Raw genomic sequence first — 23930 nt, 5'->3', positions numbered from 1 at the left:
AATGAGTCACGTGACAGACCCGACGGACAGCGCTGCCGCGCAGTTCCTGGCAAGTAGCCACACTTCGCTGATGCATGGCTGGGTGCCGGCGACGATCCAGGTGCTCGCCGCGGCGGTGCTGGCGCTGGCGGTCGGCTGGCGGTCGCGCCGCTGGCGCATGGTGTGGGTCCCGGCGGCCGCCCTGGCCGGCGGGGTCGCGGCCTACCTGACGCATTGGTACATCGTCGACCGCGGGCTGTCCGACGACCCCGCCCCGGCGACGCTGTGGCTCTGGGTCGCGCTGACGGGCATGGCGGCGGCGGTGCTGGTGCTGGGGTGGCGCACCGCGCGCCGCTGGCGGCGCGGCGCCGCGGTGCTCGCCGTGCCCCTGTGTTTGCTCAGCACGGCGCTGATGCTCAACCTCTGGGTGGGCTACTTCCCCACCGTGCAGTCGGCATGGAGCCAGCTGACCTCGGGCCCGCTGCCGGACCAAACCGATCAGGCCACCGTGACGGCGATGGCCGCCAAGGGAACGCGGCCACAGCACGGCACGGTGGTGCCGGTGGCGATCCCCTCGGACGGGTCGCACTTCAAACACCGCGGCGAGTTGGTCTACCTGCCGCCCGAATGGTTCGCGACCACCCCACCTCCGCCGCTGCCGACCGTGATGATGATCGGCGGGCAGTTCAACACGCCGGCGGACTGGACGCGCGCGGGCAACGCGGTCAAGACGATCGACGACTTCGCCGCCGCGCACGACGGCAAGGCGCCGGTGCTGGTGTTTGTGGACTCCGGCGGCGCGTTCAACAACGACACCGAATGCGTCAACGGGGTGCGGGGCAACGCGGCCGACCACCTGACCAAAGATGTTGTGCCGTTTATGGTTTCGACTTTCGGGGTCAGCCCGCGACGGGCCAACTGGGGCGTCGCGGGCTGGTCCATGGGCGGGACCTGCGCCGTGGATCTGACTGTCATGCACCCCGACATGTTCAGCGCGTTCGTCGACGTCGCCGGTGATTTCTTCCCCAACGCCGGCAACAAGGCGCAGACCATCGCCAGGCTGTTCGGCGGAAACGCCGACGCCTGGGCGGCTTTCGATCCGACCACGGTGATCAACCGGCACGGCCCCTACCGCGACGTGGCCGGCTGGTTCGCGATCTCGTCCGACGGCCCGCCCACCCCGCGCCGCGAAATCCAGCTGAGCGACAGTGGCGCCATCCGGCTCGCGGGACGCGACGCGGCGGCCAATCCCGGCAATCAAACCGCCGCCGCCTATTCACTCTGTGCGCTCGGCCGCTCCGAGGGAATCGACTGCGCGGTGGTCCCGCAGCCCGGCAAGCACGACTGGCCCTTCGCGGACCGGGCCTTCGCGGCCTCGCTGCCCTGGCTCGCCGGGGCGCTGGGCACCCCGGGAATTCCGCGGACCCCGTTGCCCGCCGCGTCGGCGCCCGCCGCCGGGGCCCCGGTGGTGGTGCCGGCCCAGCGTTCCAACACCGGCAGGCGATAGCGCCCGTGCCGTCCGTCGCGCGGATTCGGCGAGCCGTGTTCGCGCGGCACTGCCACCCGCTCAGCGCCTGGACCCGGTGGGCCAGCACGCCACTGATCCTGGTCCCGGTCTGGACGCGGCGGCGCGCCCATGCGGTGTGGATTGCGTTGTGGCTGGCCGTGAATCCCGTGGTCTTCGGCGAGCCGGCGCAGCACCGCGCGTGGTCGACGCGGGCGATGCTGGGCGAGGAGTTGTGGATCACCCGTCGGCCCCGCGATGCGGCGATGCTGGTCAGCGCCGCGACGTCCGCGACCGCGCTGGTGGCGGTGGTCGCCGCGCGCCGGCATCGGCTGCGCCCGGCGCTGATCGCCGTCGCGGCGCAGATGGCGCTGACGCTGGTGTACTGGGAGCAGATGGTCCGGTATTTCGAGCGCCGATCGGCGGAAATCGGTACGCAATAGCGGTAATCCAATACACCCGTATCGCGCCGGGATACGGGTGTATTGTCCGGCCGTGGGATCCACCCGGCTGTTTCCGTATGACCCGCCCTCGCCAGCAGAGCCTTCCCCCAAGGAGCGAATTCGCGCCGCCGCGCTGAGCTGCTTCGCTGTTCGCGGCATCGCCGCCACGACGCTGCGCGCGATCGCGGAGACCGCGGAGGTCTCGATTGGGCTGGTGCAGCACCACTTTCGCACCAAGGCCGCGCTGACCGCCGCGGTCGATCAGTACGTCCTGCAGACGGTAAGTGAGGCATTGGAAGTCGCTACGCTGTCCGAGCCGTCATCCGACAGTCTCAACGAGGCCGGGCGTCGGCTGACCGCACTCATGGTCGAACGTCCCGACGTGATGACCTATCTCGGGCGTGCGCTCGCCGAGGGCGGCGCATTGGGTTCGGTCATCTTCACAGGGCTGGCGGGTATCAGCGCGGGCCAGGGCGACCAGTTCGGGCAACAGGGCAAGCTCCGACCCGACCTCGATCCCGATTGGGGCGCACTCAACCCGCTCATCCTGCGCATCGGCGCCATCATTCTGCACCCCTACATCGAGCTCTACCTGGGTGAGTCGTTCTTCAGCGAGCGACAGCTGCGGCGCTGGGACGCCGCGGTCACGAGCCTGATACGACGCGGCCAATTCCTCGAGCAAACGGAGCTCCAGGACAAAGACGTCATCGCTTAGTGGGCCGGCCGAACGCCGCGTTACCGCAGCCGACGCGCCAGTCAGGTGCTATACACGAAACAGCATGGACGAGCGCACCGTAACCGCGAACAGCGCACAAATTCTCGACCCCGATGAGCCCGACGGCCGTCTGGCATTGGAGCGGCTGCGAGCCGATCCCACCGTCGAGGTCGTCGACCGGCTCGACGCGCAATTGGCCAACCTACGCGGTCTAAACCCAGCGCCGGATTCGACACTCCTCGGCGAAGGCACGCGGTGGGCGTACTACCCGTGGCGGCGTGCCGTCGTTGCGGTGCTGGGGCCGCGTGGGTTTCGGGCGCTGCGACTTGATCGCAACAGGAACAACATCACAAGCCAGGAACAGACCACCCTCAGCTCGCTGACCATCGGCGTCGCCGGGCTCAGCGTCGGCCATGTCATCGCGCACACCTTGGCGGTTCAGGGATTGTGTGGCCGCCTTCGGCTGGCGGATTTCGATCATTTGGAACTATCGAATCTGAATCGCGTGCCGGCCACCGTGTTCGACCTCGGGCTGAACAAAGCCCAGGTTGCGGCACGCAGGGTTGCTGAACTCGATCCCTACCTCGCGGTGGAGGTGTTCGATGCCGGAATCAACACGGACACGATCGACGCCTTTCTGGATGGACTGGACATCGTCATCGAAGAATGTGACTCGCTGGACATGAAGGTCGCCCTGCGGATCGCGGCCCGTGACAGGCATGTCCCCGTGTTGATGGCGACCAGCGACCGCGGGCGGGTCGACGTAGAACGCTTTGATCAAGACCCTGAGCGTCCGGTCATGCACGGGTTACTGGACCAGCTCGATATCAACCTGGTGGCAGGGATGAGTCGCCGCGAAAAGCTCCCGCACATGCTGCGTTACGACGAAGCCGAACATATCTCGCCCCGCACCGCCGCGTCGCTCATCGAGATCGACCGATCGCTGTCCACCTGGCCGCAATTAGCATCCGATGTCATCGTGGGTGCCGCGGCAATGGCCGAGGCCGTGCGCCGAATCGGATTGGGTGAGAACCTGAGATCCGGCCGGTGCCGCATCGACACTGGCTGGGCGCTCGACCAACTGGGCGAAGTCGAGACGGCCCGGCATCACCCCGCGCGTGACAACGAACAGGGCAGCACCCCGGCGGCTCCCGCAGTCGACGACACGATTCTCGCTGCCGCTATGCGCGCACCCTCGGGGGGAAACAGCCAGCCATGGTGCATCGACGCGCAGCCGACCAAGTTCACCATAAGCGTTGCCCCGGAACATACTTCGACGATGGACGTGGGCTTCCGAGGTAGCGCTGTCGCAGTGGGTGCCGCGCTGTATAACGTCAGAATCGCCGCCGCCGCCCGTGGGATGCTCGGCCCGGTGAGCGTCTCCGAAGACGTAGACGGGTCTCCGGTACGGGCCACGATGCACTTTGGAAACGGTAACGACTCCGCCCTGGCCGAGCTCTATGAACCGATGCTCGTGCGCGAGACCAACCGTCATCGCGGAACGCCACAACCACTCGACGATCAGACGGCCAAGGTGCTCACCGTCACCGCCGAGCGCGAGGGTGCGCGCCTGCACCTGCTCACCGGGCGGGACGACCTTTCGCGGGCCGCAACGATTTTCGGTGCGGCCGACCGCATCCGGTACTTGACGCGGCAACTGCACACCGAGATGGTCTCGGAACTGCGCTGGCCGGGAGATCCCGACCCGGACACCGGTATCGACGTACGCTCCCTGGAACTCGACGCCAGCGACTTGGCGCTGATGGATATCGTGCGCCGCCCCGACGTCATGGCCTACCTTGCCGAATGGAACGCCGGCAGCGCCCTGGGCGACGGCATGCGCGACGAAGTCCTCGGCAGCTCCGCGCTGGCGGTGCTCACCGTGACCGGAGGGCGACTCGGCGACTACGTCCGCGGTGGGTCGGCCGTTGAGGCGGTGTGGATCGTCGCCCAGCGCGAAGGCCTCGCAGTCCGGCCGTTGTCGCCGGTCTTTCTGCACGCGCGAAATACTGCCGATCTCTATGAGTTATCGGCCGTTTTTGCCGGCGAATTAGCGCGATTACAAGGCGATTTTGTCCGCCTCACCGCGACCGATCCCGACGAATCCATCGTGCTGGTTCTGCGCTTGACCACCGCGCCGCCACCGTCGGTATCCAGTCGCCGCAGCCTGAGCCGCGTCCGTTCTCAAGGACGCTGACCCGCCGCTGTCGCGCGGCGAGCACCATTGGCGCCACAGCACCTCAGAACGGTTTCGTCGTGAATCCCCAGCGCAGCAAAGCCGACTCGCGACGGGCCCGACCGCGCAACCCTGGGTCACGCGAGCCGGTCAGACCGTTCGGTTGACCGCGCGCCCCGAATGTCCAGTACGCCTGCAGATAGGGCACCGGTGTGGAATGGCCGCAATGCATTTCGTGCAGTCCCGCTGCGGCAAGCTCTGTCGACAGTTCCGCGATGGTGAACGCCGCCGCCTCGCTTGCGATGGCGTCCTGGCGCAGGACGGCCGGCGAGGCGGGATCGGCGATCTCCAGCATCTCGGGGGCGGCCGCCGGGTCGCGCAGGCGCTGAAAATCGGAAATCCACACTGCCGCCCCGCTGCGGCGCTGCAGGTCAGCGATCTGTCGCAGGGCGCCACGCAAGGTGTCGAAATCCGGTAGCTGATGCAGGGTCCACATGCAGGAGATGGCGTCCCACGGGTGCGTGAATATCCGCTCCGGCAACGCCGTGATGTCCTCCTGCCGCAGTTCGACACGTTCTCCCAGGCCTTCAGCGTCGAACAGCTCTCGGGCCGTGGACAGCATGTTGGGGGCGAGATCGACGGCGGTGGCCCGAACGTCGGGCCGTCGGCGCAGGACGGCGCTGAGCGCACGGCCCGAACCGACGCCGAGGTCCAGCAGGTGGCCGCCCGGGGGCAGCAGCGCATCAAGCGCTCGAGCGCACAAGTCGTACACCGCACGCATCCCCGGGTTGGATCCGCCACCGGTGTGAAACTGGGCGACGGACTCCGGATCGTCCACCACCATCGGCTCGGGAATGCGCTCACGCCCTGCCGGATGCGACCGCTCACGCAGGACGATCCCAGGCATCCGCCATAGGGGCCGAATTCTCTTCACCCTCAACCTTTCATGGAGTCCGCGTCATCGACTTTGAGTTGGGTTCTGGCGACGGTCGAGCACCGTGCCAAACTGATTATCAACCCGTTTTTGCAGTTTCACTGGCAGCCCGTTGAATTCGCCGCGTCGGAACGGATGTCCTGGAATACTTGTCCGGTCAGCGGGGGCCGGCAAGCTTTCGGCCTGCGCGGTCCTTTGGATCGACGTGGGCAACGTCATTATCAGCGGGAGGTAGGCGTGGTTCAGGCCCTTGCGAGTGACGGAATCAAGTGTCTACCTTTGCCGCCGGTGAACCCGATGCCCTTTCGTCAGCGCCTCGCGGCGGTGAGGGAATTCAGCACCGGGACGGAAAGGCTGCGTGACGCCGGCGGACGGGTGAGCTTTTTCACCTTGGGGCCGCGGTGGCTGATGCCTCCGATGGTGCTTGCGACGTCTCCGGAAGCCATCCGCGACATCCTCAGTACCAAAGACGATTCCGTCGACAAGACCACACCGGTCTTCGAGCAGGTGCGCCACATCATCGGCGCCAGCCTCACCGATCTTCCCTTCGAACCATGGAAGTCACGCCGGCGCACCCTTCAGCCGGTGTTCACCAAACAGCGTGTGAGCGAGTTCGGCGGTCACATGGAGCAGGCTGCGCAATCCGTGAGTGAGGGGTGGCGTGAGGACGCCGTCATCGATTTGGACGCCGAATGCCGCACGATCACGTTGCGTGCGCTTGGACGATCGGTGCTCGGGCTCGACCTGGAACAGCGTGCCGACGAGGTTGTCGAGCCGCTGCGGGTTGCCCTCGCCTACGCGGTCAGGCGCGCGACGAGTCCGCTTCGCGCGCCTCGCTGGTTGCCCACACCGGCGCGTCGGCGTGCGCGAGCGGCAAGCGCCAGACTCCACGCTCTGACGCAGGAGATCTTGCGGGACTGTCGCGCCGATCCGACACGAGTCGCACCGCTGGTCCACGCGCTCATCGCTGCCGAGGATCCGGTGACCGGAAAACGGTTGACCGACGAGGAGATTTGCGACGAGCTGGTCATGTTCCTCTTCGCCGGCCACGACACCACGACGACGGCCTTGACCTATGCACTGTGGGCTCTGGGACACCACCGCGATTGTCAAGAGCGCGTTGCAGCCGAAGTCGCCGCCCTACCGGATCGGCCACTGACGTCCGACGACCTTCCCCGCCTCGGGTACACGATGCAGGTGATACGAGAATCGCTCCGCCTGTGTCCCCCGGCACCCACGGGCACGCGCATGGCCTCCCGCGACGTCGCGGTGGGCGGCTATCGGGTGCCGAAAGGCACCATGCTCATCGTCGGGCGGATGGCCGTACAGCGCGACCCCCAACTCTGGGAGGATCCACTTCGGTTCGACCCCGAGAGGTTCAGCCCGGAAAACTTCAAGGCGCTCGATCGCTGGCAATACCTGCCCTTCGGTGGCGGACCGCGCTCCTGCATCGGCGACCATTTCGCCATGCTCGAAGTGACCCTCGCCTTGGCAACCCTCGTCCGCGGAGCCGAAATCCGCTCTCTCGATGACGAATTTCCGCTCGCGCTGCACTTCACCATGATTGCCGGCGGTCCGATCCGCGCTCGTATTCGACGGCGTCGCTAGCCCAGTACGCCGACCAGCTAACGCGCTTGTGTCAGCAGACCGTTCAAAAATTCATCGCGCCGGCGCCGCGTTTCCTTGTCGAGACACTCACTGGTATGAGTCCATGCGGCCTTGATCACACGCTGGCGTAAACGTGAGCGAATCATTGCTAGACGCCCTATGCAATGCGAACCGCAGCGCACCGCTTACCGCTACGGTTAGGGCAATGTCGGGCACACTGGACCACCTGGTCACCGCTGCCGCCGCTGAGTTGATGGCGGCCACCGCGGCGGACTCTGCCGCGATCAGCCAACGCGTGCTCGGCAACCTGGTTCGCGACCTGAGCGTGGACTTCAGCTTCCTGCGCCACAACGATCACACCATCCGCGCGACCGTCCTCATCGCCGAATTCCCGCCACGCAACGCCGACCCGGACCCGATCGGTTTGGTGTACTTCGCCGATGCCGACTCCATCTTCGCGCGGACCGAACACCTCAAGGCGCCCGAGGTGGTTCGACCTGAGCCCGAGAACGCCGACTACCAGCACCGGATCGAAGAGGGCACCGGAGCTCCCGCCGTTTCCCTGGCCGCCGTTCCGCTGCTGTCCGGCGACGTAACCACCGGCACGCTCGCCTTCGGCAAGCTCGGCGACCGTGAATGGTTATCCGAAGAACTCAATGCGCTGCAGGCGATCGCCGCGCTTTTCGCGCAACTGCAAGCCCGCGTCGTCGCCGAACAGCAAATTCACTACCTCGCTGAGCACGATGAACTCACCGGATTGCTGAACCGCAGGGCGCTCATCGCACACCTCGACACCCGGCTCGCGAAGGGACAGCCCGGCCCGGTCTCGGTCGTATTCCTCGCTATAGACCGCTTCAAGGTCATCAACAGTCGCCTCGGCCAAGACGCCGGCGATCGATTCATCGAGAAGTTCGCCGCGCTACTACGCGAGGCCACCCAGATCCCCTCGGTCATCGCCCGTTTCGGTGGCGACGAATTCGGCGTCGTGCCCTCCGCGGCCATGGATGTCGAGGCCGCCGAAGCATTCGCCCGCTCGCTGTACGACCGGGTCCACCTACCGATCCGCATCGACGGTGAGATGCTCAGTCGCACAGTAAGTATCGGCGTCGCGTCTGGCCTACCCGGGGAAGAGACCACGTCGGACCTACTACGACGGGTCGACCAGGCCACCCGGTCGGCCAAGGCATCCGGCGGTAACAACGTCACGACTTTCCGCCCGGAAATGTCGACAACAGACATGATTCGCAACGACATCGAGCTGCACCTGGCAGGGATGATCGAGGGCGGTGGCGGCGCGTTGGTCCTGCACTACCTCCCGGAGTTCGACATGCGCACCGGCGAGATCCTCGGCACCGAGGCGCTGATACGTTGGCAGCACCCGACGCTGGGGCTCTTGATGCCCGATTCGTTCATCCAGGTCGTGGAATCGATCAACCTCGGTGCCAAACTAGGCCGGCTCGTAATGCGCTCGGCGTGTGCGCAATTCGGGATCTGGCGGTCACACGGTGTTGGCAACGGCACGGTGCTTCGAATCAACGTATCGCCCGTGCAGCTCGTCACGGCCGGCATCGTTGACACGGTCGCTTCCACCCTCGACGAGTTCGGGCTTGATCCCAGCACTGTATGTCTGGAAATCACCGAAAGCGTTGTGGTCCAAGATATCGACGCAACACGTCAGACATTGTTCGGATTGAAGGACGTTGGGGTACAGATCGCCATCGACGACTTCGGGACCGGCTACAGCGTGTTGACCTATCTGAAATCCCTTCCCGTCGATTCGCTGAAGATCGACAAAGGGTTTGTCCAGAGTCTTGATACCAACGCCGGTGATCTTGCGATCGTGCGCTCGACGATGGCCCTGGCCGACGCATTCGGGCTCGACGTCGTGGCCGAGGGGGTGGAAACCGTGGCCGCAGCCGAGAGACTGCTCAGCCTGGGATGCCATCGCGCACAAGGGTTTCTGCTGTCCCGCCCGCTCGACAGCGCGGCAATGGAGTCGCTCCTGGCGAAACGCGCCATACCGATGGACTTCTCCAGCACCCGGTCTTCGGGAAGCGGGAACGCGGTTTAAACCCGCCGAACTCACGGCACTGGCATCCGATCGGGCGCTCAGTCGCGATATTGGAGCAGGTAGTAATACGCCGGGGTCTTCCTATCGTCGAGCTCCTGCTCGTCGCCGGTGGATAACAGCGTCCAGTGGGGAGTGAAACGTCGTTGGATCTCGGCGTGATCGATGCCCGGCACGCCGAACCGGCCGCCAGGAGGAAATGCGGCAATGAACAGCCGCGCGCCGGGTGCCGCCACGGCGCCGACTTCCCGGACGTACGCCTCACGGTCGCCGCCACTCATGTTGTGGATGCAGCCGTTGTCGACGATCAAGTCGAAGCCTGTGCCGATCCCGGACTGACTCAGCTGCGTCACATCGGCACGGATGAAGTCGACCGAGACGCCGACCTTGCCGGCTTTCGCTTGCGCCTTTTCAAGCGGCTTCGCGACGTAGTCCACCCCGGTGACGCGCCAGCCCTGCTGGGCGAGGTAGATGGCGCAGTCCCCTGTCCCGCATCCCACGTCGAGAGCCTGCCCCGTGGTCAGCGCAGGTGTGTCTTTGGTTCCCTCGACGAGATCTCGCAGACCTTGCCCGATCGGGTGACCTTCCCACGGCGTGAAGCCGACCCGGTAGAAGAACCGAAATCTCCTGTGTCGAGAAGCCATAGCCGCAATGATGACATTCGCGCCAACGGGCCCGGCACCGCCCTACGCCGAGATGCGACTGAGGATTTCGGCGTTCTCGGCGCACATCAGCTTGAACTGTGCCGGCTCGGCATGTGTGGCAAGGGTGCGGCGATCCCACCACATCACCTTGGTTCGGTAGTCCTGCGTGGGATAGGCCGCCGCCGGTACCCGGTTAGCAACGACGCCCCCGGAGGACTGCCACTGCTCCAGCACGTGGGCCGCCGCGGTGGCCATCACGAATTGAACACCCAGCAAAGTCATCATCGGCAGCGCGGTGCGGGCCAACACGGTGGAGAGCGCGCGATTGCCGTATTCGCGAGAATTGGTCCACGCACTTTTCACCTCGACGACGCCAAACGGAAGCCGGTTGGAAATCATATGGCGCAGCAACGGAAGGCCCGGGTTGCCTTTCCATTCCTCGAGAGCATGGGAGTCCTCCGGCGAGCGCAAAGGCCCGACAACACGTGTACCTCCGACGACTCGCCCTTGCGGGTCAAGCGCAGCAAAAAACAGGGACGTGTCGGTTCCATCCTGAATCTGGTCGAGATCGAGTACCCAATCCAGCCCGTGCCGCCGATAGCTGTTCAGCGCGCCTTCCAGGTACTGATTCCACAGATCGGGTTCCGCGGCCGGCGTCGCCGCGGCGACCCAGCAGCCGGTCGCGTGATCACGCCAACCAAACCCTTCCGACCACGGACCGTCAATCCCGAGCCCCGTGATTTGCACCGCTTCCATGCGTGACCTCCGCCTATTCTCCGTTACTAACGAGTAATTTTTTGAGAGCGTCTTTGCTATTTCGACTCGCAAGAAATTAACCAAAGGGATTGTGACATAAACGGACGAATTCGACCGCCCCGGCGAGGGCATTAGGGCGCAAAAAGGCCCTTGTGTACCTTTTGTTTTGGTGCTCGGGGGTTCGCCGTACTACCGCGACGCCGATATTGACGCTTCCGCACCCAAAACGACCATGCATATTTCTCTCGACCGTCGCAGTACCGTGACGGCATGCCCGACGAACCAGTCACGCCCGGCCCCGCCGGGCCCGTCCCCGAATACGACGACAGCGGTGTACCGACCTTCGAGTCGGTGCGCGACCAGATCGAGGCCCGGTATGCGACCGCGCAGGGCGCGGCCGAACTCGACGCGGAATCACCCGAAGGCCGCTCGGTCGACGAGCAGTACGACGAACGCCAGCGGGCCGCGGCCGAACGGCTGGCCCAGATCCGGGACTCGATGCGGCCCGAGCAGGGATGACCGCGCTCAGGCGGTGACTTTGCGGCGTCGGTTCGCTCGGCGCGGAGCGCTGGACGGCGCCGGGCTGCGGCCGATCACCTCGGCGAGGAACTTCCCCGTGTAGCTCTCCGGCACCGCGGCGACGTCCTCCGGAGTACCTTCCGCGACAACGGTTCCGCCCTCGGCGCCGCCTTCCGGTCCCATGTCGACTATCCAGTCCGAGGTCTTGATCACGTCCAGGTTGTGCTCGATGACGATGACCGTATTGCCCTTGTCGACCAGGCCGTTGATGACCTTCAGCAACTTGCGGATGTCGTCGAAATGCAGGCCCGTGGTGGGCTCGTCGAGGATATACACCGTGCGCCCGGTCGAGCGCTTCTGCAGTTCCGCGGCCAGTTTGACGCGCTGAGCCTCGCCGCCGGACAGCGTCGGCGCGGGCTGGCCGAGTCGCACATATCCCAGCCCCACGTCGACCAGGGTGCGCAGGTAACGGTGGATGCCGGTGATCGGTTCGAAGAACTCCGCCGCCTCCTCGATGGACATGTCCAGCACCTCGGAGATGGTCTTGCCCTTGTAGTGCACCTCCAGGGTTTCCCGGTTGTACCGGGCGCCGTGGCAGACCTCGCACGGCACGTACACGTCGGGCAGAAAGTTCATCTCGATCTTGATCGTGCCGTCACCGGTGCACGCCTCGCAGCGGCCGCCCTTGACGTTGAACGAGAACCGGCCCGGTTGATAGCCACGGACTTTGGCCTCGGTGGTGGCGGCGAACAGGGTGCGGATCTTGTCGAACACCCCGGTGTAGGTGGCCGGGTTGGAGCGCGGCGTGCGACCGATCGGGGACTGGTCCACCCGCACCAGCTTGTCCAGGTGATCCAGCCCGGTGACCCGGGTGTGCCGGCCGGGCACCTGGCGGGCGCCGTTGAGCCGGTTGGCCAGCACCGCGGCCAGGATGTCGTTCACCAGCGTCGATTTGCCGGATCCGGACACACCGGTCACCGAGGTGAGCACGCCGAGCGGGAAATTCACGTCGATGCCACGCAAATTGTGCTCGCGGGCGCCGACGACGGTCAGCTGACGCTTGCGGTCGACGGGTCGCCGCTTCGCCGGCATCTCGATGCGTTCCTTGCCCGACAGGTAGGCGCCGGTGATCGAATCCTTGTTGGCCAGCAGCTCGCTGTAGGTGCCGCTGTGCACGATCTCGCCGCCGTGCTCACCGGCCCGCGGGCCGATGTCGACGATCCAGTCGGCGTGCGCGATGGTGTCCTCGTCGTGCTCGACGACGATCAGGGTGTTACCCAAACCCCTTAGCCGCGTAAGGGTTTCGATGAGCCGGCGGTTATCGCGCTGATGCAGCCCGATGGACGGCTCGTCGAGCACGTAGAGCACGCCGACCAGACCCGACCCGATCTGGGTGGCCAGCCGGATGCGTTGCGCCTCACCGCCGGACAGCGTCGCCGCGGCGCGGGACAGCGACAGGTACTCCAGCCCCACGTCGAGCAAAAAGCCCAGCCGCGACTGGATTTCCTTGAGAACCTGCCCGGCGATCGCCTTCTCGCGGTGGCCGAGGGTGAGCCCGTTCAGAAAGTCCGCGCAGTCCGAGATCGACAGCTCGCAGACCTCGGCGATGGACTTCGCGCCCCGGTCCCCCGCGGCTAGCGTGACGGCCAGAATCTCCGGCTTGAGCCGCGTTCCGTCACACTCCGGGCAGGGCACGTCCCGCATGAAGCCTTCGTAGCGTTCCTTCATCTGCTCGGATTCGGTCTGGGCCATCTTGCGCTGCAGGAACGCCAGTACGCCCTCGAAATCGGCGTAGTACGACCGGGTCCGGCCGTACCGGTTGCGGTACCGCACGTGCACCTGATGATCGGAGCCCTCGAGGATCGCCTTGCGGGCCTTGGCCGGCAGCTTGCGCCAGGGGGTGTCGACGTCGAAGCCCAGCTCGTCGCCCAGCCCGGCCATCATCCGGGTGAAGTACTCCGCGGTGTGGCCGGCCGACCACGGCGCCACCGCGCCCTCGGCCAGGGTGCGCTCGGGGTCGGGCACCACCAGGTCGGGGTCGACTTCCTTGCGGATGCCCAGGCCGCTGCACTCCGGGCAGGCGCCGTAGGGCGAGTTGAACGAGAATGACCGCGGTTCCAGGTCGTCGACCGCCAGCGCGTGCCCGTTGGGGCAGGCCAGCTTCTCGGAGAAGCGCTGTTCCCGGTTGTGCGCGTCGTGTTCGTGGTCGACGAACTCGAGCACCACGATGCCGTCGGCCAGGTTCAGCGCGGTTTCCACCGAATCGGTGAGCCGCTGCTTGGCGGACGCCTTGACGGTGAGGCGATCCACCACCACCTCGATGTCGTGCTTTTCCTGCTTCTTCAGCTTGGGCGGATCGGTCAGCGGGCGCACGACGCCGTCGACCCGCACCCGGCTGTAGCCCTGCGCGTTGAGTTTCTCGAAGAGGTCGGCGAACTCGCCCTTGCGGGTGCGCACCACCGGGGCGAGCACCAGGAATCGGGTGCCCTCGGGCATCGCCAGCACCTGATCGACGATTTGCTGCGGGGTCTGGCGGGCGATCCGCTCGCCGCAGATCGGGCAGTGCGGCGTGCCCGCCCGCGCGTAGAGCAGCCGCAGGTAGTCGTACACCTCGGTGATGGTGCCGACGGTCGAACGCGGGTTGCGGTTGGTGGACTTCTGGTCGATGGACACCGCCGGGGACAGGCCCTCGATGAAGTCGACGTCCGGCTTGTCCATCTGGCCCAGGAACTGGCGGGCGTAGGCGGACAGCGACTCCACGTAGCGGCGCTGCCCCTCGGCGAAGATCGTGTCGAAGGCCAGCGACGATTTCCCCGAACCCGACAGCCCGGTGAAGACGATCAGCGCGTCGCGGGGCAGGTCAAGATCGACGCCGCGCAGGTTGTGCTCGCGGGCGCCCTTGACGATCAGACGGTCAGCCAACGCTGCCCCTCTCAGGAACTATCTGGCGACTTCTCGTAGCCGCACTGCGAAATCCGAACCGGAATTGCGCGCGGCGCATTCCATGCTATGTGTCCATACCGACAAGCAGTTTTTGACCAGTAGCGTGACCGGTATGACTGCAGTGGACGACAACTACACCGGGCACGTCGACCCCGGTACCGCGGCTCGCCGGACCCTACCCGGCGCCACGATCCTAAAGGTCTCCGTCGGCCCCATGGACAACAATGCGTATCTGATCACTTGTTCCGCTACCGGCGAAACGCTGCTGATCGACGCCGCCAACGACGCGGACGTGCTCCTCGAGCTGATCCGGCAACACGCGCCGAAGGTGTCGCTGATCGTGACGAGCCACCAGCACTTCGATCACTGGCAGGCGCTGGAGGCGGTGGCGGCCGCCACCGGGGCCCCGACCGCCGCCAACGAGGTCGACGCGGAACCGCTGCCGGTCAAACCGGACCGTTTGCTGGGCAACGGCGACGCCGTGCAGATCGGCGAACTGACCTTCGACGTCATCCACCTGCGCGGGCACACGCCGGGCTCGATCGCGCTGGCCCTCGACGGGCCCGCGACCGGCGGGGTCACCCAGTTGTTCACGGGCGACTGCCTGTTCCCCGGCGGCGTCGGGAAGACGTGGCAGCCGGGCGATTTCACTCAGCTGATCGAGGACGTCACCACCCGGGTGTTCGACGTGTATGACGACTCCACGGTCATCTACCCGGGTCACGGTGACGACACGGCGTTGGGCGTCGAACGCCCGCACCTGAGCGAATGGCGCGAGCGGGGCTGGTAGCGCGCGGCTACGTCGTGGTGTGCACGATCAACACGTCGGTCTTGGCCCGACGCGAGACGTTGGCCGGCACCGATCCCAGCAGCCGGCCCGCGATCGTGCTCAAGCCGACGTTGCCGACGACGAGCAGATCGGCCTGCTCCTCGTCGGCGAGGTGCACCAACGCGTCGACCGGCGCCCCGACGATGGGCCGCTCGTCGATGTTCTGCGCACCGGCGGCGTGGGCGCGGTCCTTGGCGTCGCGCAGGATCGCGTAGATCGGGGCGGTGCCCGAAACCTTGTAGCTTTCGTCCCGCAGGGCGTCGGCGGCCCGGGCGTCCTCATGTTGGGGCAGGTACGCCGACGCCACGATCAGCTTGGCCTCCGCTCCCGCGATCTGCGCCGCCTTCTCCACCGCGCGCATCGACGAATCCGAGCCATCGGTTCCTACCACCACAGTCCGATAGGCGCCCATTTACCCTCCCAGTTTCGGTTGGTCAGCCAACCCAAGACAGTAGCGCGTTTGCTCGATGCGCAGGAGGCAGATTAACGACACCGCGTGGCGTGGCGCATCCGCAATTTGCGGGCGCCGGCTGCGGCAACGGACAATATCGCCAACGACAAAACAATCGAATGTGCAGGGCCAACGCGGAAGGCATTGCATTACGCCGCTTTTCGGTAAAGCGGACACGAAGTCCGAATGCGCCGGACGCGGTTTGTGACCCGTTCCATCAACCGCGCCTTACAGTAACAAGCATCATGTCCATGCCCACCCTCGAGCCCACCGTCGAGCCCCGTGCCGGGGATTTCGGCGGCGAGCCCGCGTCCGGGAGTGCGCGCGGCCGGTTGCTCGACCCGTGGGCGATCGCGCTGTTCGCCACCGCCGTCAGCGCCGCCTGGGCCTGCCGGCCCTCGTTCTGGTTCGACGAAGGGGCGACGATATCGGCTTCGGCCAGCCGGACTTTGCCCGAGCTGTGGCGGTTGCTGGGTCACATCGACGCCGTCCACGGCGCCTATTACCTGCTGATGCACGGTTGGTTCGCCCTGTTCCCGCCCACCGAATTCTGGTCGCGTTTCCCCAGCGCCCTGGCGATCGGAGCGGCCGCCGCCGGCGTCATCGTCTTCACCAGGCAGTTCACGCCCAGCCGCGGTACCGCGGTGTGCGCCGGCATCCTCTTTGCCATCCTGCCGCGAACCACGTGGGCGGGCATCGAGGCCCGCTCGTATGCGATGTCGGTGGCCGCGGCGATCTGGCTGACGGTCTTGTTCGTCGCCGCGGTGCGGCGACACCGGTCCAGGCTCTGGGTCGGCTACACCGTGGCGCTGATGGCGTCGATTCTGCTGAGCCTCAACCTGATCCTGCTCGTCCTCGTCTACGCGGCGATGCTGCCGCTACTGGCGCCCAAAGGATCCCGGAAATTGCCGGCGATCTGGTGGGCGGCCAGCACGGCCGTCGCCCTAGGCGCGATGACGCCCTTCATCCTGTTCGCCCATGGTCAGGCGTTCCAGGTCAATTGGCTTTTCCCGATCAGCTGGCACTACGCCTTCGACATCACCCAGCGCCAGTATTTCGACCACAGCGTGCCGTTCGCGGTGCTCAGTGCGGTCATCATGGTGGCCGCGGTCGCCGCTCGGCTGGCCGGCGCGCCGGCCCCGCCGGGCGAGATGCGTCGCCTGCTGACCATCTGCATCGCGTGGATGGTGTTGCCCACCGCCGCGGTCGTCATCTATTCGGCGGTCGGCGAGCCGATGTATTTCCCCCGCTACCTGATCCTGACCACGCCGGCGATGGCCGTGGTGCTGGCCATCTGCATCATCACCGTGGGGCGCCGGGCGTGGCTGATCGCCGGTCTCGTCGCGCTTTTCGTCGGGGCGGCCGTCCCCGATTACCTGTTCGTCCAACGCTGGCCGTACGCCAAAGAAGGGTGGGACTACAGCCAGGTCGCCGATCTGATCAGCTCCCACGCCGCGCCCGGCGACTGTCTGATGGTGGACAACACCGTGCCGTGGCGGCCCGGACCGATTCGTGCGCTGCTGGCCACCCGCCCCGCGGCCTTCCGGTCGCTGATCGACGTGGAGCGAGGTGCGTACGGCCCGAGGGTCGGATCGCTGTGGGACGGGCACGTCGCCGTGTGGCTGACGACCGCCAAAATCAATAAATGCCCGGCGATCTGGACGATCACCAATAAGGACAACTCGCTGCCGGACCATCAGGCCGGGCAATCGCTACCGCCCGGAAGCGCATTCGGGCGCGCCCCGGCCTACCGGTTCCCCGGCTATCTCGGGTTCCACATCGTCGAGCGGTGGCAGTTCCACTACTCGCAGGTTGTCAAGTCCACGCGGTGATTCGCCGCTGTCCTCGCGGCGTCAACCGCCTTGTGGTGGGTAGTTGTTGAACATGCAGACCTGGCTGACCGCACCGCTATTCGGAGGCAACGTGCAGGGTGTCCGGCACCTCATCGAACTGTTTGTGGCGTTCGGATTGACGACGCTCATCGGGCTGGAGCGAACCATCCAGGGCAAGAGCGCGGGGCTGCGGACCCAGACGATCGTCGGGACCTCGTCGGCGTTGATCATGCTGGTCAGCAAGTACGGCTTCACCGACGTCCTGACCGCCGGTACGAATGTGCTGGACCCGTCACGCGTTGCGGCCCAAGTGGTTTCGGGGATCGGCTTCCTGGGTGCGGGCATCATCATCACCCGGCGCGGGGCGGTGCACGGGCTGACGACGGCCGCGGCCGTATGGGAGTCCGCCGCAATCGGTTTGGCGACCGGGGCCGGTCTGCTGATGCTCGCGGTCGCGGTGGTGGCGCTGCACTTCGTCAGCGCACTCGCCTTCAAGGCGGTCGAGAGCCGCCTGACGGCCCAACTGGGCGGGACGATCCGGGTGCAGATCATCTACGAGAACGGCCGGGGCATGCTGCGTGAGGTGCTGCGGATCTGCGGGCAGCGCAATTGGCAGCTCACCGAGCTCGACGCGGACGCGCACGACATCGACGACGGCGAGGTCCGGGTGACGATGACGCTGTCGGGCGCCAAGATCGCGAACGCGCAGCAGGTGTTCGGCGAGGTTGACGGGGTGGTGGCGGTCTTGCGACCCGAGGACGCGCCCGACTGAGCTCAGCCCCCGGTGGCCACCGGCTCGGCTTGCCGGGTGGCCCGCGTGGCGGCGTAGGACACCGCCACGCCAGCCGCGCTCAACGCGGTGAACACCGTGAACAGCAGGTGCGCCGCCATCTCCTCGCCGCCGGTGGCGGTGTTGACGACGACACCGGCCAGTCCGGCGCCGATCGCGGCGGAGGTCAGCTGGACCGTGTTGATCGCCGCCGAGGCGGCGCCGCCCTCGGCCGGGTCCGCGACGGACGCCATCGCGCGGGCCGACAGGTGCGGCCAGGCCATCCCGATCCCGATCCCGGCGACCAGCAGGGCCACCGCCCACAGGGCGGCGGTCCAGGCCGAGTCGTCGCCGTGCCGGGCGACGGCGCCCAGCGCCAGGCCCGACGCGGCCACCATCGGCGCCACCATGACCACCCGCCCGATCGTCCGTGGGTTCTCCAGCGACGCGCTGACGATCTCGCTCACCGTCCAGCCCAGCGCGAGCGCCGCCCCCAGGAATCCGGCCGCGATCGGCGTCAGGTGCGCCAGCCGCTGCCCGAACAGGGGCACGTAGGTGTTCACCATCGCCGCGCCCATCAGCACGCCCATGGTGAGGTAGATCCACTTCAGGGGACCGGGCGAGAACACGCTGGGCGGCAGGATGGCCGCGTGCATCCGCCAGTCGACGACCACGAAGACGCCGACCAGGCCGATGCCCGCCGCCAACAGCCCAAACGTCGCGACGGTGTTGCGCGGAATCTGCGCGACACTGACGGCCAACGCCGCCGCCCCGATGATCAGCAGCGACCACACCGGGACCTTCATCCTGGCGAGGCCCGTCGTCGGGTTGACGCGGGCCAGCGCGACCGGGACCAGCAGAGCCATCAGCAAGGTCAGGACGGCCATCGCGACGAACGCCCAGCGCCAGATCCCGAGCTGCGCGAACAGGCCTCCCGTGGTTGGTCCGACCACCGTCGCGACCCCCCACATCGCCGATACCAGGGCCGAGCCCCTCGTCCATAGCCAGCGGGGCAGGGCGGAGTTGATGACCGCATAACCCAGGCCGGCCAGCAAGCCCCCGGCAACCCCCTGCATGGCCCGTCCAGCAATCAAAACATGCATGGTTGGTGCGGCGGCGCAAACCAGGCTGGCGATGCCGAACACGGCGAGACTCATCAGATACGACGACCGCGCCCCGATGCGCAGCAGCATCGGATTGACCATCGTCGCCGCGACCACGGACCCCACCAGGTACAGCGTCGTGACCCACGCGTAGAGCCGGCTGCCGCCGATTTCTGCGATGGTGTTGGGCAATAAGCTGGTGGTCAGGAACTCATTCGTGGCGTAGAGCGCCACCCCGCCGGCCAGCAGGATGGACGTTCTCAGGTACCTCGCGCCCAACAGCTCCCGCCAGCCGCCGGTGATAGTCGCCGCGTCGGTCACGCCTCCACAGTATGGGGTCGCGCGGGGATAAGGGCCGGAGATCGGTTGCCAGCAAACTCATTTCAGGCCGGCGGCGTCCATCCCACGCAGTTCCTTCTTGAGGTCGGCGATCTCGTCGCGGAACCGCGCCGCCAGCTCGAACTGCAGGTCACGCGCCGCGGCCATCATCTGGGCGGTGAGGTCCTTGATCAGGTCGGCCAGCTCGGCGCGCGGCATGCCGGCCGTGTCGCGGCCCTCGAACACCCCCGCGCTCACCGCGCGGCCCGGCTCACCCTGTGCGCGGCGGCCGCGCGACGCGTTGCGGCCCGAGCCACCGATTTCCACCGTCTCGCTGTCGTCCGCCTCGCGGTAGACCTGGTCGAGGATGTCGGCGATCTTCTTGCGCAGCGGCTGCGGGTCGATGCCGTGTTCCTCGTTGTACGCGACCTGCTTGGCCCGCCGCCGTTCGGTCTCGTCGATGGCCTCCTTCATCGAATCGGTGATGGTGTCGGCGTACATGTGCACTTCACCGGAGACGTTGCGGGCCGCGCGGCCGATGGTTTGAATCAGGCTGCGCGATGAGCGCAGGAAGCCCTCTTTGTCCGCGTCCAGAATCGCCACCAGAGACACTTCGGGAAGGTCGAGCCCCTCGCGCAGCAGGTTGATGCCGACCAGCACGTCGTACTCGCCCAGCCGCAGCTGGCGCAGCAGCTCCACCCGGCGCAGCGTGTCGACCTCCGAGTGCAGATATCGCACCCGGATGCCCATCTCGAGCAGGTAGTCGGTGAGGTCCTCGGCCATCTTCTTGGTCAGCGTCGTGACGAGCACCCGCTGGTCGGCCTCGGTGCGCTTCCGGATCTCGCCGATCAGGTCGTCGATCTGCCCCTTGGTCGGCTTGACCACCACTTTCGGGTCCACCAGGCCGGTCGGGCGGATCACCTGCTCGACGAATTCGCCGCCGGACTGGCTGAGCTCGTAGGGTCCCGGGGTGGCCGACAGGTACACCGTCTGCCCGATCCGGTCGGCGAACTCCTCCCAGGTCAGCGGGCGGTTATCGCACGCCGACGGCAGCCGGAACCCGTATTCGACCAGGTTGCGTTTGCGCGACATGTCGCCCTCATACATCCCGCCGATCTGCGGGACGGTGACGTGGGACTCGTCGATGACCAGCAGGAAGTCTTCGGGGAAGTAGTCCAACAGGGTCGCCGGCGGCGAGCCCGGACCCCGGCCGTCGATGTGCCGGGAGTAGTTCTCGATGCCCGAGCAGAAGCCGACCTGGCGCATCATCTCGATGTCGTAGTTGGTGCGCATCCGCAACCGCTGCGCCTCCAGCAGCTTGCCCTGGCCCTCCAGCTCGGCCAGGCGTTCGGCCAGCTCGGCTTCGATCGTCGAGATCGCGTGGGCCATCCGCTCAGGGCCGGCCACGTAGTGGGTGGCCGGGAAGATCCGCAGCGAGTCCACCTGGCGGATCACGTCGCCGGTGAGCGGGTGCAGGTAGTACAGCGCCTCGATCTCGTCACCGAAGAACTCGATGCGCACCGCCAGCTCTTCGTAGGACGGGATGATCTCGACCGTGTCGCCGCGCACCCGGAACGAGCCGCGGGTGAACGACAGGTCGTTGCGGGTGTACTGGACGTCGACCAGCAGCCGCAGTAGCGCGTCCCGCGGCACCTCGGCGCCCACCCGCACCTCGACCGAGCGGTCCAGGTAGGACTGCGGCGTGCCCAGGCCGTAGATGCACGACACCGACGCCACCACGACCACGTCGCGCCGGGACAGCAGCGAGGACGTCGCGGAGTGCCGTAGCCGCTCCACGTCGTCGTTGATCGAGCTGTCCTTCTCGATGTAGGTGTCGGTCTGCGCGATGTACGCCTCGGGCTGGTAGTAGTCGTAGTACGAGACGAAGTATTCAACCGCGTTGTGCGGCAACATCTCTCGCAGCTCATTGGCCAGCTGCGCGGCCAGCGTCTTGTTGGGCGCCATCACCAGGGTGGGCCGCTGCAGCCGCTCGATGAGCCACGCGGTGGTGGCCGACTTCCCGGTGCCGGTGGCACCCAGCAGCACGACGTCGCGCTCCCCCGCCCTGATCCGCCGTTCCAGCTCCTGGATGGCGGCTGGCTGGTCGCCGGCGGGATCGTGCGGGCTGACCACCTCGAAGTCGCCGCCGACGCGCACGACATCGTCGACAGCGCGATACTCCGAATGCGCTACTACGGGATGCTCCGTGGCGAATGCCATGCCACCAGGGTAGAACCGATCACCGACAAGTGTCGCGGAGCCGGTCCGCCCAGGTCAGCGCCCGCGGTGGGCCACAGCCGCCCCATTCGTACCAGTCCGAAAGGACATGGTGATTCCCAGGAGACCCCTCGGCAGGCTAACCCGCCGGGCGCGTCCACGTCCGGGTGACCGGATCGCATTGCAGCAGGTAGCCGTCGCTCGAGGTGCTCATGGCGAACACCGACGTGCCCGGCCGGTCGCATGAGCTGCCGGCGGCGTGCACGCCCATCGTGATCGGCGCCTTGGCCCAGCTGCTGCCCTCGCAGACGATCTGCTCGTTGTTGGTCGGGTCGTAGGCGACCTTGCCCACGTCGCTGCACAGCCCGCCGAGCACCGGCGGCGCCGGAGCGGACGCGGTGGTCGAGGCGTTGATGACCTGGGTGGGGTCGCCCAACGTCACCTTCGCGGGCACGTCGCCGGTCCGGGTGGCCACCACGGGCACCCGGACCACCGCGCCCTGGGCGCCGCACTCGTTGCTCAGCACCGTCTCGGTCAGCGTGCCGCGCAGCGTGCCGTCGGCTTGCGGCGCCAGCGACCAGGCGATGGTTTCCTGCTGGGTGGCCCGGACCTGGCCGTTGGGTTGCGTGCAGCCCACCCGTTGCTGCACCGGGTCGCCCTGCCAGTAGCCCCCGACGAAGCGCAGGGTGTCGGTCTGCCCCCCGTCGGTGGTGTCGGCCACCTGATGGGTGGCATCGTCCAGCTGGGTCCCGGTGGCTGCGCATCCGTTGGTGGTGCACACCGACCGGAACGCCCACCAGCTGGTGGCGGCCCCGTCGTGCCGGATCGAGATGCCGTTGGTGGTGCGCTTGGTCTGGTCGTAGTCCAGCCGGTAGGTGCCGTTGAGCACCGGTCCGCCCGGGGTGGGTGCTGCGCTGGCGGCCGGGGCGGACGGTCTCGACGCGAGCGCGGGGTTGGCCGGCGGCGTGTCGGGCTGGAACGAGTAGAGCAGCGACCAGGTCGCCGCGACGGCGATCAGCACCGCACACACCAGCGCGGTCGCCCACCGGGCTTTCGCCGAAAACCGGTGGCTCAGCCCGGCGACGGCGCCGGCGGGCCCGCGCCGGCGATGCGGCGCCGACACGTCGGCGCGTGGCTGGTCGCCCGGACCGGCTTCGGCCGCACCGCCGACTGCCTCGCCGACGGCGGCGGCGAACGCGCGGCACCGCTCGAACCGGTCCTCCGGTTGCTTGGCGAGGGCGCGGAAGAACACCTCGTCGAGCTCGGCCAGATCGGGGCGGTGATCGCTGAGCCGGGGCGGGTCCTCGTGCAGGTGCTGACTGATCACCGCGATCGGGTTGGAGTGCTGGAACGGCGGCGCCCCGGTCAGCAGGTGGAAAGCCGTTGCGGCCAAAGCATATTGGTCCGCCCGGCCGTCGATCGGGGAACCGGTCAGCTGCTCGGGCGCGGCGTATGCCACGGTTCCGACCGCGACGTTGGTCTCGGTGATCCCGCTGATGTCGCCCAGGTGACGCGCGACGCCGAAGTCCGCCAACAGGATTCGGCGCTCACCCTCGTCGGGATGGGTGAGCAGGATGTTGGCCGGCTTGACGTCGCGGTGCAGCAGCCCTCGATCGTGGGCGTAGTCCAGCGCGCCCGCGACGGCCTGCACGATGGCGCACACCTCGTGGATCGGCATCCCGTCGGCGTAGTTCTCCTTGACCAGCCGCGAGGCGTCGGTGCCCTCGACGTAGTCCATCGAGATCCACAGATGCCCGTTGAATTCGCCCCGGTCGTGCACACCGACGATGTGCGGGTGCCACAGCGTCGCCGCGAGATCGGCCTCCCGGTTGAACCGTTCGCGAAACTCGGGGTCGGCGGTCACCGCCTCGGCGAGGACCTTGATCACGTCGCGGCGGGGCAGCCTGGGGTGCAGCGCGAGATACACCTCGGCCATGCCACCGGCGCCAAGTTGCCGCAGAATCGTGTAGCCGGCGAACGACGCGCCGTTGACGACCGCGAGGCGCGACCCCGAGGAATCGTCGGCCCGTTGCGCCGCCACGGGTTCCACGTTCGGCGCGGAATCGACTGGGGGTATCCGGCGGAACAGCTGCCCGATGGGCATGGCGGGCAACGACTGAAA

The 23930-nt window shown here is 67.0% G+C and carries 18 protein-coding genes; 10 read left to right on the top strand and 8 right to left on the bottom strand.

Annotation, left to right across the window (positions count from 1 at the left end):
* The first annotated feature begins 1 nt into the window (after window position 1).
* The 4 genes from ACYQ8K_RS09565 (at window position 2) to ACYQ8K_RS09550 (ending at window position 4838) form a co-directional block, all read left to right on the top strand.
* Window positions 2-1486 carry an alpha/beta hydrolase gene (locus tag ACYQ8K_RS09565; protein WP_459968339.1) on the top strand — a complete coding sequence of 495 codons (1485 nt, stop codon included), beginning with the start codon at window positions 2-4 and terminating at the stop codon, window positions 1484-1486.
* Between the two features lie 5 nt (window positions 1487-1491).
* Window positions 1492-1926, top strand: coding sequence for a DUF6653 family protein (locus ACYQ8K_RS09560; protein ID WP_459968337.1), 435 nt, complete (start codon window positions 1492-1494; stop codon window positions 1924-1926).
* 52 nt (window positions 1927-1978) lie between these two features.
* Window positions 1979-2641 carry a TetR/AcrR family transcriptional regulator gene (locus ACYQ8K_RS09555; RefSeq protein ID WP_459968335.1) on the top strand — a complete coding sequence of 221 codons (663 nt, stop codon included), beginning with the start codon at window positions 1979-1981 and terminating at the stop codon, window positions 2639-2641.
* A 64-nt stretch (window positions 2642-2705) separates the two neighbouring features.
* Window positions 2706-4838, top strand: coding sequence for an Rv1355c family protein (locus ACYQ8K_RS09550; RefSeq protein WP_459968333.1), 2133 nt, complete (start codon window positions 2706-2708; stop codon window positions 4836-4838).
* Window positions 4839-4881: 43 nt separating this feature from the next.
* Here ACYQ8K_RS09550 and ACYQ8K_RS09545 read toward each other — a convergent pair whose 3' ends face one another.
* Entirely contained in the window at window positions 4882-5724 is an 843-nt protein-coding gene (locus tag ACYQ8K_RS09545) for a class I SAM-dependent methyltransferase (protein WP_459968332.1), read from the bottom strand.
* 264 nt (window positions 5725-5988) lie between these two features.
* Between ACYQ8K_RS09545 and ACYQ8K_RS09540 the strand changes: the two genes are divergently transcribed.
* Together ACYQ8K_RS09540 and ACYQ8K_RS09535 are read left to right on the top strand one after the other, a co-directional pair.
* Window positions 5989-7359 (top strand): cytochrome P450, encoded by a 1371-nt coding sequence (locus tag ACYQ8K_RS09540; RefSeq protein ID WP_459968355.1) that lies wholly within the window; start codon window positions 5989-5991, stop codon window positions 7357-7359.
* A gap of 205 nt (window positions 7360-7564) precedes the next feature.
* Complete coding sequence (locus ACYQ8K_RS09535; protein ID WP_459968330.1) at window positions 7565-9430, top strand: putative bifunctional diguanylate cyclase/phosphodiesterase; 1866 nt, start codon at window positions 7565-7567, stop codon at window positions 9428-9430.
* 38 nt (window positions 9431-9468) lie between these two features.
* On the opposite strand, the gene ACYQ8K_RS09530 is transcribed toward ACYQ8K_RS09535, so the two are convergent.
* The gene (locus tag ACYQ8K_RS09530) at window positions 9469-10071 is read right to left on the bottom strand and encodes a class I SAM-dependent methyltransferase (protein ID WP_459968328.1); all 603 of its coding nucleotides are present in this window, start codon (window positions 10069-10071) and stop codon (window positions 9469-9471) included.
* Window positions 10072-10113: 42 nt separating this feature from the next.
* On the bottom strand, window positions 10114-10827 hold the full coding sequence (locus ACYQ8K_RS09525; RefSeq protein ID WP_459968326.1) for a hypothetical protein: 714 nt from the start codon (window positions 10825-10827) through the stop codon (window positions 10114-10116).
* Between the two features lie 270 nt (window positions 10828-11097).
* On the opposite strand from ACYQ8K_RS09525, the gene ACYQ8K_RS09520 reads away from it, so the two are divergent.
* Entirely contained in the window at window positions 11098-11346 is a 249-nt protein-coding gene (locus ACYQ8K_RS09520; protein WP_459968324.1) for a PspA/IM30 family protein, read from the top strand.
* Between the two features lie 6 nt (window positions 11347-11352).
* Here the strand turns inward: ACYQ8K_RS09520 and uvrA are convergent, their stop codons facing one another.
* The gene (uvrA, locus tag ACYQ8K_RS09515) at window positions 11353-14268 is read right to left on the bottom strand and encodes an excinuclease ABC subunit UvrA (RefSeq protein WP_459968322.1); all 2916 of its coding nucleotides are present in this window, start codon (window positions 14266-14268) and stop codon (window positions 11353-11355) included.
* A gap of 133 nt (window positions 14269-14401) precedes the next feature.
* On the opposite strand from uvrA, the gene ACYQ8K_RS09510 reads away from it, so the two are divergent.
* The gene (locus ACYQ8K_RS09510; RefSeq protein WP_459968320.1) at window positions 14402-15079 is read left to right on the top strand and encodes an MBL fold metallo-hydrolase; all 678 of its coding nucleotides are present in this window, start codon (window positions 14402-14404) and stop codon (window positions 15077-15079) included.
* 7 nt (window positions 15080-15086) lie between these two features.
* Here ACYQ8K_RS09510 and ACYQ8K_RS09505 read toward each other — a convergent pair whose 3' ends face one another.
* Window positions 15087-15530 carry a universal stress protein gene (locus ACYQ8K_RS09505; protein ID WP_459968318.1) on the bottom strand — a complete coding sequence of 148 codons (444 nt, stop codon included), beginning with the start codon at window positions 15528-15530 and terminating at the stop codon, window positions 15087-15089.
* 284 nt (window positions 15531-15814) lie between these two features.
* On the opposite strand from ACYQ8K_RS09505, the gene ACYQ8K_RS09500 reads away from it, so the two are divergent.
* Entirely contained in the window at window positions 15815-17401 is a 1587-nt protein-coding gene (locus ACYQ8K_RS09500) for a mannosyltransferase (protein ID WP_459968316.1), read from the top strand.
* A gap of 52 nt (window positions 17402-17453) precedes the next feature.
* Window positions 17454-18173: an MgtC/SapB family protein gene (locus tag ACYQ8K_RS09495; protein WP_459968314.1), complete on the top strand. Its 720-nt coding sequence runs from the start codon at window positions 17454-17456 to the stop codon at window positions 18171-18173.
* A 2-nt stretch (window positions 18174-18175) separates the two neighbouring features.
* Here ACYQ8K_RS09495 and ACYQ8K_RS09490 read toward each other — a convergent pair whose 3' ends face one another.
* The 3 genes from ACYQ8K_RS09490 to ACYQ8K_RS09480 all read right to left on the bottom strand — a co-directional run bounded on the left by ACYQ8K_RS09490 (window position 18176) and on the right by ACYQ8K_RS09480 (window position 23912).
* Window positions 18176-19594: an MFS transporter gene (locus ACYQ8K_RS09490; protein ID WP_459968312.1), complete on the bottom strand. Its 1419-nt coding sequence runs from the start codon at window positions 19592-19594 to the stop codon at window positions 18176-18178.
* Between the two features lie 57 nt (window positions 19595-19651).
* Window positions 19652-21811, bottom strand: a complete 2160-nt coding sequence (gene uvrB / locus ACYQ8K_RS09485) for an excinuclease ABC subunit UvrB (RefSeq protein ID WP_459968310.1) — start codon at window positions 21809-21811, stop codon at window positions 19652-19654.
* Window positions 21812-21947: 136 nt separating this feature from the next.
* Entirely contained in the window at window positions 21948-23912 is a 1965-nt protein-coding gene (locus ACYQ8K_RS09480; RefSeq protein WP_459968353.1) for a serine/threonine-protein kinase, read from the bottom strand.
* Window positions 23913-23930 lie beyond the last annotated feature (18 nt).

The sequence above is a fragment of the Mycobacterium sp. MUNTM1 genome (assembly GCF_054660795.1).
Note: the sequence above shows the minus strand (reverse complement) of the source record. Positions and strands in the feature narration are given on the sequence as shown.

Coding starts and splice junctions, on each gene's coding strand:
- ACYQ8K_RS09565 (WP_459968339.1), top strand. CDS start 2: ATGAGTCACGTGACAGACCCGACGGACAGCGCTGCCGCGCAGTTCCTG.
- ACYQ8K_RS09550 (WP_459968333.1), top strand. CDS start 2,706: ATGGACGAGCGCACCGTAACCGCGAACAGCGCACAAATTCTCGACCCC.
- ACYQ8K_RS09545 (WP_459968332.1), bottom strand. CDS start 5,724: ATGCCTGGGATCGTCCTGCGTGAGCGGTCGCATCCGGCAGGGCGTGAG.
- ACYQ8K_RS09535 (WP_459968330.1), top strand. CDS start 7,565: ATGTCGGGCACACTGGACCACCTGGTCACCGCTGCCGCCGCTGAGTTG.
- ACYQ8K_RS09530 (WP_459968328.1), bottom strand. CDS start 10,071: ATGGCTTCTCGACACAGGAGATTTCGGTTCTTCTACCGGGTCGGCTTC.
- ACYQ8K_RS09525 (WP_459968326.1), bottom strand. CDS start 10,827: ATGGAAGCGGTGCAAATCACGGGGCTCGGGATTGACGGTCCGTGGTCG.
- ACYQ8K_RS09520 (WP_459968324.1), top strand. CDS start 11,098: ATGCCCGACGAACCAGTCACGCCCGGCCCCGCCGGGCCCGTCCCCGAA.
- ACYQ8K_RS09510 (WP_459968320.1), top strand. CDS start 14,402: ATGACTGCAGTGGACGACAACTACACCGGGCACGTCGACCCCGGTACC.
- ACYQ8K_RS09505 (WP_459968318.1), bottom strand. CDS start 15,530: ATGGGCGCCTATCGGACTGTGGTGGTAGGAACCGATGGCTCGGATTCG.
- ACYQ8K_RS09500 (WP_459968316.1), top strand. CDS start 15,815: ATGTCCATGCCCACCCTCGAGCCCACCGTCGAGCCCCGTGCCGGGGAT.
- ACYQ8K_RS09495 (WP_459968314.1), top strand. CDS start 17,454: ATGCAGACCTGGCTGACCGCACCGCTATTCGGAGGCAACGTGCAGGGT.
- uvrB (WP_459968310.1), bottom strand. CDS start 21,811: ATGGCATTCGCCACGGAGCATCCCGTAGTAGCGCATTCGGAGTATCGC.
- ACYQ8K_RS09480 (WP_459968353.1), bottom strand. CDS start 23,912: ATGCCCATCGGGCAGCTGTTCCGCCGGATACCCCCAGTCGATTCCGCG.